General features: G+C 41.7%; 8 protein-coding genes. 5 read left to right on the top strand and 3 right to left on the bottom strand.

The features are described 5' to 3' along the window. Positions 1 to 13 precede the first annotated feature (13 nt). Positions 14 to 1282: an extracellular solute-binding protein gene (locus tag KIH88_RS08970; protein WP_084911283.1), complete on the bottom strand. Its 1269-nt coding sequence runs from the start codon at positions 1280 to 1282 to the stop codon at positions 14 to 16. Positions 1283 to 1757: 475 nt separating this feature from the next. On the opposite strand from KIH88_RS08970, the gene malQ reads away from it, so the two are divergent. Further along, the gene (gene malQ, locus KIH88_RS08965; RefSeq protein WP_096422882.1) at positions 1758 to 3290 is read left to right on the top strand and encodes a 4-alpha-glucanotransferase; all 1533 of its coding nucleotides are present in this window, start codon (positions 1758 to 1760) and stop codon (positions 3288 to 3290) included. Between the two features lie 77 nt (positions 3291 to 3367). Continuing rightward, the gene (gene glgP / locus KIH88_RS08960; RefSeq protein WP_096422880.1) at positions 3368 to 5626 is read left to right on the top strand and encodes a glycogen/starch/alpha-glucan family phosphorylase; all 2259 of its coding nucleotides are present in this window, start codon (positions 3368 to 3370) and stop codon (positions 5624 to 5626) included. Between the two features lie 62 nt (positions 5627 to 5688). Here the strand turns inward: glgP and KIH88_RS08955 are convergent, their stop codons facing one another. After that, positions 5689 to 6537 carry a putative RNA methyltransferase gene (locus tag KIH88_RS08955; protein ID WP_096422878.1) on the bottom strand — a complete coding sequence of 283 codons (849 nt, stop codon included), beginning with the start codon at positions 6535 to 6537 and terminating at the stop codon, positions 5689 to 5691. 151 nt (positions 6538 to 6688) lie between these two features. Between KIH88_RS08955 and KIH88_RS08950 the strand changes: the two genes are divergently transcribed. After that, positions 6689 to 6967, top strand: a complete 279-nt coding sequence (locus tag KIH88_RS08950) for a DUF6110 family protein (RefSeq protein WP_000910909.1) — start codon at positions 6689 to 6691, stop codon at positions 6965 to 6967. A 1-nt stretch (position 6968) separates the two neighbouring features. Next, complete coding sequence (locus KIH88_RS08945) at positions 6969 to 9032, top strand: heavy metal translocating P-type ATPase (RefSeq protein ID WP_045618039.1); 2064 nt, start codon at positions 6969 to 6971, stop codon at positions 9030 to 9032. A 77-nt stretch (positions 9033 to 9109) separates the two neighbouring features. Here the strand turns inward: KIH88_RS08945 and tyrS are convergent, their stop codons facing one another. After that, complete coding sequence (gene tyrS / locus KIH88_RS08940; RefSeq protein ID WP_000546906.1) at positions 9110 to 10366, bottom strand: tyrosine--tRNA ligase; 1257 nt, start codon at positions 10364 to 10366, stop codon at positions 9110 to 9112. 140 nt (positions 10367 to 10506) lie between these two features. Here tyrS and pbp1b point away from each other — a divergent pair, with 140 nt between their 5' ends. Next, positions 10507 to 12996 (top strand): penicillin-binding protein PBP1B, encoded by a 2490-nt coding sequence (pbp1b, locus tag KIH88_RS08935; protein ID WP_213988766.1) that lies wholly within the window; start codon positions 10507 to 10509, stop codon positions 12994 to 12996. Positions 12997 to 13047: the final 51 nt, after the last annotated feature.

Genomic DNA, 13047 nt, shown 5'->3' with positions numbered 1-13047 from the left:
TTGAACAAATCAACTATTCACCAAATTTTTGTTTGATTGTGTCCTTAATCAATGTTACAGCATCGTTAGCAGCTGTTTTCGCATCTTTCGTACCACTTACAGCTTCAAAGAGCATTGTTTTAGCTGGGTCCCAAACAGCTGACATTTGTGAGATGTTTGGCATTGGTTGAGCGTTCTTGAACTGTTCAATCACGGCTGTTGTCAACTCATCTTTTTTGCCTTCAGCATAAGTACGAGCTTCAGTATTAGCTGGGATTTCGTTTGTAGCGTCGTAGAACGCTTTTTGTTGTTCAGTTGATACAAGGAAGTCTACAAATTTTTGAGCTCCTTCAAGGTTCTTAGTGCTTGCTGGAATAACCCAAGCTTTACCACCACCAAATGTTTCATAGTTTTTACCGTTTGGAAGAGTTGGGATAGTCGCAACACCGTAGTTTACTTTAGCATCTTTGAATGCCTGAGCTTTCCAAGGACCATCGATGATAGCAGCAGTTTTACCTTCTTGGAATTGAGTTTGGATTAAGTTTGGAGCTCCTTCAGTATCTTGCATACCTTTAGGCCATTTTTCATACCAAGATTTAGCATAGTTGATAGCTGTAATTGAACCTTCGTTTGCAAGTCCGATATCTTTAGGATCTTTACCGTTTTGGCCAAATACATAACCGCCATTACCAGCAAGAAGTCCGTATGAGTAGTAGAAGTTTGTCCAGTCAGCTAGGAAGGCAGTAGTTTTGCCATCTTCACCGGCGAAAGCGTATTTGCTGTCTTTAGCAAGGTTTTCCAAATCAGCAAATGTTTTAGGAGCTTCTTTAAGCAAATCTTTGTTATAGTACAAAACGAGTGATTCGATGACAGCTGGAGCACCGTAGACTTTACCGCCAACAGTTACAAGTGATTTTGTTTTATCGTCTGTTTTCGCACCATCACTAAGAGTTACTTCTGAAAGTTGTCCGTCAGTACCAAGGCTACCTACACGGTCGTATGGAGCCATCATAACGTCAGCAGCCTTACCAGATTGGTTGTCTAGAGAAAGGTTGTCAAGACCACCCATTTGGTCCCCTGTTTTGATAGTAACTTTTACGCCAGATTCCTTTTCATAAGCTTTTGCAGCAGATTCAGCGAAGGCTTTATATTGGTCTTCAACGTAGAAAGTAAGTTCTTTTGCTTCTGAAGAGCTAGTATCAGCAGCTTTGTCAGCAGATTTGCTTCCGCAAGCTACCAAAAGCAAGCTAGCTAGAGTAGCAGTTCCGAGCACAGCAGCGCTCTTCATGAATTTAGATGACATAGTGTATTCCTCCTAAAGAATAACAGTTATAATTTATTCGGGAAACGCAAACGTTTTCCTTCATGAGCTTAGTATAGCACAAATAGAAAACGGTTGCAAGGTTTTTTTGAAAAAATTTTAAAAAATTTTTAAGGTTTGGAAGTGGATATGATTGCCTTTAATAGGAAGAAAACATCCTAAACGCTGATTTTCTTATTTTGTGAAAACCAAGGGAAACGATTGCGTTAATTTAGCCCGATTTTCAGAAAATATAGGAGATGTTCGGAATGAATTATCTTAAATCAGAAAATCTTTAAAAATTTTTTCGCTTATTTCGTAAAATATCAGTGGAAATAAGTTTTAGTTAGATAAAAATAATTCAAAAAAAATTTTAAAAACGCTTGCATTTGTCTTTGAAATACGCTATACTTAATTCAACGCAAACGTTTGCGCCTTAATTGCGCAGCGTTTTATAACAAACACATGAGGTGCTATTATGAAAAAACGTCAAAGTGGTGTGTTGATGCACGTCTCTTCTCTGCCAGGAGCATACGGGATTGGATCATTTGGTCAGACTGCCTATGATTTCGTTGATTTCTTGGTTCGTACGAAGCAACGTTACTGGCAAATCCTCCCTCTTGGGACAACAAGCTATGGAGATTCTCCATACCAATCATTCTCAGCCTTTGCTGGAAATACGCATTTTATCGACCTTGATATCTTGGTAGAGCAAGGCTTGCTCGAAGCTAGTGACCTTGAAGGTGTTGACTTTGGTAGCGATGCATCTGAAGTTGACTATGCGAAGATTTATTACGCACGTCGTCCGCTTTTAGAAAAAGCAGTTAAACGCTTCTTGGAAGTGGGTGATGTCAAAGATTTTGAGAAGTTTGCTCAAGATAACCAATCATGGCTCGAACTCTTCGCAGAGTATATGGCTATCAAAGAGCATTTTGACAATCTTGCTTGGACAGAATGGCCAGATGCAGATGCTCGTGCGCGTAAAGCTTCAGCACTTGAAAGCTACCGTGAGAAATTGGCAGACAAGTTGGTTTACCACCGTGTGACTCAATATTTCTTCTTCCAACAATGGTTGAAATTGAAAGCCTACGCTAACGACAACCACATCGAAATTGTTGGAGACATGCCTATCTACGTTGCGGAAGATTCAAGCGACATGTGGGCAAATCCACATCTCTTCAAGACAGATGCCACTGGTAAAGCAACCTGCATCGCAGGTTGCCCACCAGATGAGTTTTCTGCCACTGGTCAGCTTTGGGGAAACCCAATCTACGACTGGGAAGCAATGGACAAAGACGGTTACAAATGGTGGATTGAACGCTTGCGCGAAAGCTTCAAGATCTACGATATCGTTCGTATCGACCACTTCCGTGGCTTTGAATCTTACTGGGAAATCCCTGCTGGTTCCGATACAGCGGCCCCTGGTAAATGGGTGAAAGGCCCAGGCTATAAGCTTTTTGCAGCCGTTAAGGAAGAGCTTGGTGAGCTAAACATCATCGCGGAAGACCTTGGTTTCATGACAAATGAAGTGATTGAGTTACGTGAACGTACTGGCTTTCCAGGAATGAAGATTCTTCAATTCGCCTTCAACCCAGAAGACGAAAGTATCGATAGTCCACACTTGGCACCTGCCAACTCTGTTATGTACACAGGAACACACGATAACAATACGGTTCTTGGTTGGTACCGTAATGAAATCGACGATCCAACTCGTGAATACATGGCTCGTTACACGAACCGTAAAGAGTACGAAACAGTGCCACACGCAATGCTTCGCACAGTCTTTTCATCCGTTAGCTTCATGGCTATTGCAACCATGCAAGACTTGCTAGAACTAGATGAGTCAGCTCGCATGAACTACCCATCTACTCTTGGCGGAAACTGGTCTTGGCGTATGACTGAAGATCAATTGACTCCTGCTGTCGAGCAAGAATTGCTTGATTTTACAACCATCTATCGCCGTGAAAATAAAGACTTGAAGCCAAAAGAAGTTCAAAAAGCAGAATCCTAATCATACTGAAAGCGTGCTTACACAAGTAGGCTTTCCTCTATTTACAATTATTGTTGAAACAAAAGGAGACTCTCAACATGGAATCATTACAAAAATATGTGATTGATCATCATCAAAAAACAATTGCTGAATGTTCAAACGAAGAATTATACATTGCCTTGCTCAACTACACCAAGCAAGCTAGTGCGCAAAAGAAATTAAATACTGGTAAGAAAAAAGTTTACTATATCTCAGCTGAATTCTTGATCGGTAAACTCTTGTCTAACAACTTGATTAACCTTGGTCTTTATGACGACGTTAAGAAAGAACTTGCTGATGCAGGTAAAGAGTTGATCGAAATCGAAGAAGTCGAATTGGAACCATCTCTAGGGAATGGTGGTTTGGGACGTTTGGCAGCCTGCTTTATTGACTCAATCGCTACACTTGGTCTGAACGGTGACGGTGTTGGTTTGAACTACCACTTTGGTCTTTTCCAACAAGTTCTTAAAAACAACCAACAAGAAACGGTTCCTAACGCTTGGTTGACTGACCAAAACTGGTTGGTTCGCTCAAGTCGTAGCTACCAAGTGCCATTTGCGCACTTTACATTGACATCTACTCTTTACGATATCGATGTGCCTGGTTACAAAACAGCAACTAAAAACCGTTTGCGTTTGTTTGACTTGGATTCAGTTGATTCTTCAATCATCCAAGATGGTATCAACTTTGACAAGACAGACATCGCTCGTAACTTGACTCTTTTCCTTTACCCAGATGATAGTGATCGTCAAGGTGAATTGCTCCGTATCTTCCAACAATACTTCATGGTTTCAAACGGTGCGCAATTGATCATCGACGAAGCAATTGAAAAAGGAAGCAACTTGCATGACCTTGCTGACTACGCAGTTGTCCAAATCAACGATACTCACCCATCAATGGTGATCCCTGAGTTGATCCGTCTTTTGACTGCTCGTGGTATCGAACTTGACGAAGCCATCTCAATCGTTCGCAGCATGACAGCCTACACTAACCACACCATCCTTGCTGAAGCCCTTGAAAAATGGCCACTTGAATTCTTGCAAGAAGTGGTTCCACACTTGGTACCAATCATTGAAGAATTGGACCGTCGTGTGAAGGCAGAATACAAAGATCCAGCTGTCCAAATCATCGACGAGAGCGGACGTGTTCACATGGCTCACATGGATATCCACTACGGATACAGTGTTAACGGGGTAGCAGCACTCCACACTGAAATCCTGAAGAACTCTGAGTTGAAAGCCTTCTATGATATTTATCCAGAAAAATTCAACAATAAAACAAACGGTATCACTTTCCGTCGTTGGCTCATGCATGCTAACCCACGCTTGTCTCACTATCTAGACTATATTATTGGACGTGGTTGGCACCATCAAGCAGAAGAGCTACAAAATCTAATGTTTTATGAAGACAAAGCTGCTGTCAAAGAAAAATTGGAAGATATCAAAGCTCACAACAAACGTAAATTGGCTCGTCATTTGAAAGAGCACCAAGGTGTTGAAATCAATACAAACTCTATCTTTGATATCCAAATTAAACGTCTTCACGAGTACAAACGTCAACAAATGAACGCTTTGTATGTGATTCACAAATACCTTGATATCAAGGCTGGCAACATCCCTGCTCGCCCAATCACAGTGCTCTTTGGTGGTAAAGCAGCTCCTGCCTACACAATTGCCCAAGACATCATTCACTTGATCCTTTGCTTGTCAGAAGTGATTGCAAATGATCCAAAAGTAGCACCACACTTGCAAGTAGTTATGGTTGAAAACTACAACGTTACTGCAGCAAGCTTCTTGATTCCAGCATGTGACATTTCTGAACAAATTTCACTTGCATCTAAAGAAGCTTCAGGTACTGGTAACATGAAATTCATGTTGAACGGAGCTTTGACTCTTGGTACTATGGACGGAGCTAACGTGGAAATTGCTGAGTTGGTTGGCGACGACAACATCTACATCTTTGGAGAAGATTCAGAAACTGTTATTGACCTTTACGCAAAAGCAGCTTACAAGTCAAGCGAATTCTACGCACGCAAAGCCATCAAACCATTGGTTGACTTCATCGTCAGCGACGCTGTTCTTGCAGTAGGTAAGAAAGAACGCTTGGAACGTCTTCACAAGGAATTGATCAACAAAGACTGGTTCATGACTCTCCTTGACTTGGAAGACTACATCAAGGTGAAAGAGCAAATGCTTGCTGACTACGAAAACCGTGACGCATGGTTGGATAAAGTCATCGTCAACATTGCCAAAGCAGGATTCTTCTCATCTGACCGTACAATTGCTCAGTACAACGAAGATATCTGGCACTTGAACTAATAATTACATAATTTAAACCCGTACCTTGAAGGTGCGGGTTTTGTCTTATCTGAAAGTTTTATTTACAGTGCTTTCCCAACCAAAATCTCTGCTTCGATGGTAATCTCAGTCAACTGACTCCAGTCAATCTTGCTTTGGTCAACGTGAAAGAGGAGAGGCGTCATGGCAAGCAGAGCTTGGCGTTGCTCTGCTGTGATAGGTTTTGTTAAAGAAGCAATCTGACGAAATTGGGTGCTGAAATGTTCCTGGAAATGTTCTTTGATATCTTGATTAGAATAGTCCTTCTTTGTCAGCTGGTCCTGCACCATTTGACGGATTTCTTTGAGGTGATTTTCGGTTGGGATGACCTTGATCAAAATACCGTCTTTGGATAAAACGCGACGGAATTCCCCATAGTTGGCAGGCGAGAAGATATCAAGCAGGATATCCATGCTGGCGTCTTTTATAGGAAGACGAGCCAGGTCGCCGACAAACCAGTTGACCGCCCAGTTTGGTTCGCTCTTGGCAGCGATTTGAACGGAATCTTTTGAAATATCAAAGGCGTAAAAGGTTTTGTCAGAGTGACTTTCTTGGAGCTTGCGAGAGTAGAAGCCTTCGCCACAACCGATATCCAAGACTGTTTTTGCGGATGGTTTAGTGGCTAGTAAGTCGGAGATACCTTCTAAGATAGCCTGATAAAAGCCAGCCTCTAGGATTTCTTGGCGGTTTTGAAAGTTTTCCTTGTCGTAGTTGGCAGATTGCTTGATTTGAGGAGCCAAGTTGACATAGCCAAATTTTGCCAAGTCAAAAGAATGACGATTGCTACACTTGAGACTGCTCTCTACTAAGGTTAGATTTTCTTGGCAGATAGGACAGGCAAAGGCAGTCGCAGCAGCGAAGCGCTGAAGTTTGGGTTTGAGATTTGTATTCATAGTTTAAGTGTATCAAAAGAGGCAAGTGAAAGCAACTTTAGGAGCAAGTAGATGGGAGATTCAGTAGAAATAAAACTAATTCTCCAATTTATAAAATGAAATTGCTTTTATATCTAAATTGCTATATAATAATGATAAGGAGGAAATAAGTATGTTAAAAGAAGTATTAACCGTTGCAAAAGTTGCGAAAAAATCTTCATTATTTTTGGGTGGTGTCGCATTTGGTACCCTTGGTTTGAAAATCTTAGCAAGTAAGGAAGCTAAAAAAGGTTATTCTAAAGCTTTGGCTAAGGCTTACAAGTTGAAAGACGAGCTAGATGCATCTGTTTCTGTTGTGAAACAACATGGAGACGATGTTTTGCAAGATGCTAAATATTTGTATGAGCAAGAGAAAAAAGAAGAGCAATTAGATAGCCTTATAGGAGAATAATATGTCTTTTAAAGTGCTATATAGAGGATATCAACATATCCGACTATCATCTTCTTTTTCACTTACCTTGGATATTCAAGACTATCTTCGTTCCTTGGCGAGAGATGAGAAGGGAATTGAGTCTATCCAGTTTTACATGGATCAACAGCACTTTACCCTACGTATAAAAGAAGGCTTCTCTGTATTAGACAATGCAGAAGCCTTTTTAAAAAGGATTGATAAAGGGAAAGTTTCTGAGTTGATGACTCTTCCTGTTCGTAGAGAAGAGAGTGCCTATTCTATCGTTTCAGGTGCAGCGATTAAGCGTGTGCTTTTTCGTAGTCTTGTGCCGTCTCCTATTCGCTATATATGGACTTGTTATCAGGCTTTTGGATATGTTAAAGAAGCCTATCAAACACTAGCGCGTAAGGAACTAACGATGGAAGTCTTGGACTGTTCGGCTATTTTATTGTCTTTGTTTATGAACCAATCCAAGACTGCCAGCAACATCATGTTTATGCTTGATTTGGGGAATCATTTAGATCAGTGGTCCTTGAAAAAAACTGCAACAGATTTAGAACAGAGTCTTCTTGCAAAAGAGAGCGATGTATTCTTAGTACAGGGCGATACGGTCGTTAGTATCAAGAGTTCCGATGTTCAAATAGGAGATGTCTTGGTCCTATCTCAAGGAAATGAAATTCTGTTTGATGGACAAGTAGTTTCAGGTTTAGGTATGGTCAACGAAAGTTCCTTGACGGGAGAGAGTTTTCCAGTTGAAAAAAGAGAGTCTGATTCGGTTTGTGCAAACACAGTCTTGGAAACTGGGGAGCTACGCATTCGTGTAACCGATAATCAGATGAACAGCCGTATTTTACAGCTGATTGAGTTGATGAAGAAATCTGAAGAAAACAAGAAAACTAAACAACGCTATTTCATCAAGATGGCGGACAAGGTCGTCAAATATAATTTCTTGGGGGCTGGTCTGACTTACTTATTAACAGGTTCTTTTTCTAAGGCTATTTCATTCCTATTGGTTGATTTCTCCTGCGCTTTGAAAATCTCTACTCCTGTAGCTTATTTGACAGCTATCAAAGAGGGGTTGAACCGTGAAATGGTGATTAAGGATGGGGATGTTCTAGAGAAATATCTGGAAGTTGATACTTTCTTGTTTGATAAGACAGGAACAATCACAACTAGTTATCCTATAGTTGAAAAGGTGTTACCTTTTGGGGACTATAGTGAGGAAGATATTCTCAGAATCAGTGCCTGTCTTGAGGAACACATTTATCATCCTATTGCTAATGCCATTGTCAAACAAGCCGAGATAGAGGGGATTGAACATGAGGAAATGCATGGGAAACTCCAATATATCGCAAGTAAGGGAATCAAATCCCATATAGATGGCCAACCAGTTGTTATTGGAAATTATGTCTTGATGCAGGATGAGCAGATTCATATTAGTTTGGAACAACATGCTTTGATTGAAGAGTACAAGAATCACTACAATCTCTTATTCTTAGCCTACCAGAATGAATTGATTGGAATGTTCTGCATTCATACTCCTTTGAGAAAAGAAGCAAAAGCAGCCTTGGAGAAACTTAAGGCACAAGGGAAAAAATTGATTCTGGCAACAGGGGACACCTTGGTTAGAACAGAGGAATTAGTCAAAGATTTGCCCTTTGATCAGGTCTATACAGACTTGAAACCTGATGGGAAATTTGAGTTAGTAGAGGAACTGCAGAAAGCAGGTCACACTATTTTGATGGTTGGAGATGGATTGAATGACTCAGCGGCTCTAACCCTATCAGATATCGGTGTGGTGATGAATGAAAGCGCAGATATTTCTAAGCAGATGAGTGATATCTTATTGTTAGATAATCGCTTGGATTTCTTCCAAGAGTTGGATTCGCTATCATCATCTTTGCAAATACTCATCAAGAAGAATATTCAAGATACCGTTGTCGTAAATAGTAGTTTGATTGGCTTTGGCTTGTTTAATTGGCTCAGTCCTTCAAATCTCTCTATCTTACATAATCTAACAACCTTGCGCATTGTCTTGCGTAGTCTGTCTATTAAAAATAGATAGATGAGAGTTATTAACAGCAAAAAGGAGTTACCTTTCTCGAGGTTAACTCCTTTGTTTATAGATAAATGTTGAACAGTTTAGTAAGTCAATACAAAGTATTTTTTCTTACCACGACGGATAACAGTGAGTTCGTTCTCTAACTTATCTGCGTCATTCAAGACATAGTCAAGGTCTTGGATACGATCACCGTTGACGTAGATAGCTCCATTTTGAACATCCTCGCGGGCTTGACGTTTTGAATTAACCACACCAGAAGATACGAGGAGTTCTACGATGTTGTGATTTTCGTCTGCCTGTACTTGGTAGTTTGGCACTCCACGAAGTCCTTGTTTGAGTTCTTTGACAGAAAGGTTTTTGATGTTTCCAGCAAAGAGTTGCTCAGTGATGTTGAGGGCTTCTTTGTAGGCTTCTTCTCCGTGGACAAGAGTCACGACTTCACGAGCCAAGACTTTTTGAGCCAAGCGTTCATGAGGAGCAGCCTCAAACTGCTTGCGGATGTCTTCAATCTCATCTAGTGACAAGAAAGTAAAGATTTTCAAGAAGCGAACAGCGTCAGCGTCCATGACATTCATCCAGAATTGGTACATTTCGTATGGAGAAGTCTTTTCAGGGTTGAGCCAAACAGCGTTTCCTTCTGATTTACCAAATTTCTTACCAGTCGCATCTGTGATAAGGGGAACTGTAATCACGTGGCCTGTCTTGTCAGCCTTACGACGAAGCAATTCGGTACCTGCGGTCATATTTCCCCACTGGTCAGAACCACCGATTTGTAGTGTTACGTTGTGCTCTTGGTTAAGGACGTAGAAGTCGTACCCTTGCATGATTTGGTAGGCAAACTCAGTGTAAGAAATCCCTGTTTCGATCCGTTTCTTCACAGACTCCTTGCTCATCATGTAGTTGACAGTGAAGTATTTTCCGACATCACGGAGGAAGTCAATGAAGCTGATGCTGCCAAACCAGTCGTAGTTGTTGACCATGACAGCTTTATTTTCCCCATTTTCAAAGTCAAGAAAACGAGAAAGTTGTCCTTGGATAGACTTGACCCAGCCCTCTACTGTGTCTTTTGTTTGGAGACTACGCTCAGCATCTTTGAAGGACGGATCTCCGATGAGACCTGTAGCACCGCCAACGAGCGCATAAGGTTTGTGACCTGCTAGTTGCAAACGACGACTTGTCAAGATTGCGACAAGGTGACCGAGGTGAAGGCTGTCAGCAGTTGGATCGTAGCCAGTATAATAAGAAACTTGACCTTCTTCTAGGGCTTTACGCAAAGCTTCTTCATCAGTCGTTTGAAAAATCAAACCACGCTCTTTTAGCTCATCAAAAATGTGCATGTGTCTTTTCTCCTTTATAAAATATTGTTTCTACCTATTGTATCACAAACTTGATTAATAGCCTAGTGGAATAGGGAAGAAAGTGGCTATTTTATTGAAAGTTTTCCTTTTATGGTATAATAGAGAAAGCGAGGACATTCATGAAAGAAAGAATTGATGAATTAAAAACAAAAATGCTGCATTTTTTCCAGCAGCTAATACAACGAATTGCAAAATGGAAGAAAAGACTAGCAGATAAGAAAATCGATAAAAAGGCGACCTCTTCTGATAAGGTTAGAAGGGCAGGATCTAATTTTGCTAAGGTTTTGAGTGGGTTTAAAATAGTCTTTAATACTCTCTTTATCCTAGGTTTTATCGGTGGACTGTTTGGTGCTGGGGTGGCTATGGGTTATGGAGTTGCCCTATTTGACAAGGCCCAAGTCCCTCAAGCAGAAGAGTTGGTCAAGCAAGTGAAGGATATTGCCTCTATCTCAGAAATCACTTATTCTGACGGCAGTACCATTGCCTCGATTGAGGGCGATTTGTTGCGCACTTCAGTCGCTTATGATGCTATTTCGGATAATCTTAAAAAGGCTATCATTGCGACAGAGGACGAGAATTTCAACGAGCACAAGGGAGTTGTGCCTAAGGCCGTTATTCGTGCGACCTTGGGAACTTTTGTTGGTCTGGGGTCATCCAGTGGTGGTTCGACCTTGACGCAGCAGGTTATCAAGCAGCAAGTGGTGGGGGATGCTCCAACTCTAGCTCGTAAGGCTAAAGAAATCATTGATGCTCTGGCTTTAGAGCGGGCTATGGGTAAGGATGAGATTTTAACAACCTACCTCAACATAGCTCCTTTTGGTCGCAATCACAAAGGTCAGAATATTGCAGGTGCCCAGCAGGCTGCAGAAGGGATCTTTGGGGTTAAGGCTTCGGATCTAACGGTCCCTCAAGCAGCCTTTATCGCAGGATTGCCACAGAGCCCAATCAGTTACTCCCCTTATGAATCTGACGGTAGTATGAAGAGCGAGGAGGATTTGGCTCTGGGGGTCAAACGGGCTAGAGATGTTCTCTATAATATGTACCGGACAGGGGCTCTAAGTCAGGAAGATTACGACAAGTACAAGGATTATGACTTTAAGAAAGACTTCCTACCATCTGGTAGTGTCAGTGGTACTTCGCGTGACTATCTCTACTTCGCAACCTTGGCAGAAGCTACTGATCGGATGTATGACTACCTGATTCAGAGAGATAATGTTTCTGTACAAGAGCAAAAGAATGAATCCATCCAGAAAGCTTATCGTGATTTAGCGACTAAGGAAATTGAAAATGGTGGATATAAGATTACGACGACTATCAATAAAAATATTCATGCTGCGATGCAAAATGCGGTTGCTACCTACGGCTATCTGCTAGATGATTCGACAGGCCAGCCTGAGGTGGGGAATGTCCTCATGGATAACCAAACAGGAGCTATTCTTGGATTTGTCGGTGGTCGCAATTATCAAAAAAATCAGAATAACCACGCTATCGACACAAAACGTTCTCCTGCTTCGACTACTAAGCCGATATTGGCTTACAGTATTGCCATTGACCAGGGTCTGATGGGAAGTGCAAGTATCTTATCAAACTATCCGACCAACTTTTCAAACGGCAATCCTATCATGTATGTCAATAGTCCTGGTACGGGCATGATGACATTGGGAGAAGCCCTTAACTACTCATGGAATATCCCAGCCTACTGGACGTATCGTACGCTTCGAGAGAAGGGTGTTGATGTCAAAGGCTATATGGAAAAAATGGGTTACGAAATCCCAGAATATGGGATTGAAAGTTTACCGATGGGTGGGGGGATTGACGTTACAGTTGCCCAGCATACCAACGGGTATCAAACTCTGGCCAACAATGGAGTTTACCATAAGAAACATATGATCGCGAAGATCGAGTCAACGGATGGTCGAGTGGTTTATGAACATAAAGATAAACCTGTCCAAGTTTACTCAAAAGCGACAGCGACCATCATGCAAAGTCTCCTTCGCGATGTTATTTCATCTCGGATTACCTCAAGTTTCCAGACAGACTTGGCTACCATCAATCCCAGTCTTGCTAGCGCCGACTGGATTGGAAAAACTGGTACAACCAATGAAGATGAAAACATGTGGCTTATGCTTTCTACGCCACGCTTGACTCTAGGGGGCTGGTTAGGACACGATGACAACCGCCCGCTAGCCAAAGGGGCGGGCCACTACCGCAATGCCAACTATATGGCCCACTTGGTTAATGCCATTCAACAAGCAAAACCTGGCATTTGGGGGAATGAGCGCTTTAATCTTGACTCAAGTGTGACCAAGTCACAAGTTCTCAAGTCGACAGGGGAGAAACCGGGCAAGGTTTCAATTAATGGCAAAGAAGTTAACGTTTCCGGTTCTACCGTAACAAGTTACTGGGCTACTAAAGAAGGGGCGCCAGTAACCACCTATCGCTTTGCTATTGGAGGAAGCGATGCAGATTATCAGAATGCTTGGAAGAATATTCTAGGAGGCATTCCTGCAGTAACTCCTCCAAGCTCAAGTAGCAGTTCGGGAACAACAAGTTCGAGTGGAAATACTCAGAGTGGCTCTTCAGGACGTTCACGTCTGTTTAATCGCTAAGATAGAGTAGCAGCAAGGTTAGTAATTCCCCCTTGTTGCTACTTTTTTCTT

It is taken from the genome of Streptococcus oralis (assembly GCF_018448765.2).
In the GTDB taxonomy this organism is placed as follows: Bacteria; Bacillota; Bacilli; order Lactobacillales; family Streptococcaceae; genus Streptococcus; species Streptococcus oralis_BM.
This window is presented reverse-complemented; position numbering and strand designations above follow the sequence as displayed.

Bases quoted from the DNA above. Each gene is read 5' to 3' on its own strand.
- pbp1b (WP_213988766.1), top strand. From the start codon at position 10,507: ATGAAAGAAAGAATTGATGAATTAAAAACAAAAATGCTGCATTTTTTC.
- KIH88_RS08955 (WP_096422878.1), bottom strand. From the start codon at position 6,537: ATGAATACAAATCTCAAACCCAAACTTCAGCGCTTCGCTGCTGCGACT.
- tyrS (WP_000546906.1), bottom strand. From the start codon at position 10,366: ATGCACATTTTTGATGAGCTAAAAGAGCGTGGTTTGATTTTTCAAACG.
- KIH88_RS08950 (WP_000910909.1), top strand. From the start codon at position 6,689: ATGTTAAAAGAAGTATTAACCGTTGCAAAAGTTGCGAAAAAATCTTCA.
- KIH88_RS08970 (WP_084911283.1), bottom strand. From the start codon at position 1,282: ATGTCATCTAAATTCATGAAGAGCGCTGCTGTGCTCGGAACTGCTACT.
- malQ (WP_096422882.1), top strand. From the start codon at position 1,758: ATGAAAAAACGTCAAAGTGGTGTGTTGATGCACGTCTCTTCTCTGCCA.
- KIH88_RS08945 (WP_045618039.1), top strand. From the start codon at position 6,969: ATGTCTTTTAAAGTGCTATATAGAGGATATCAACATATCCGACTATCA.
- glgP (WP_096422880.1), top strand. From the start codon at position 3,368: ATGGAATCATTACAAAAATATGTGATTGATCATCATCAAAAAACAATT.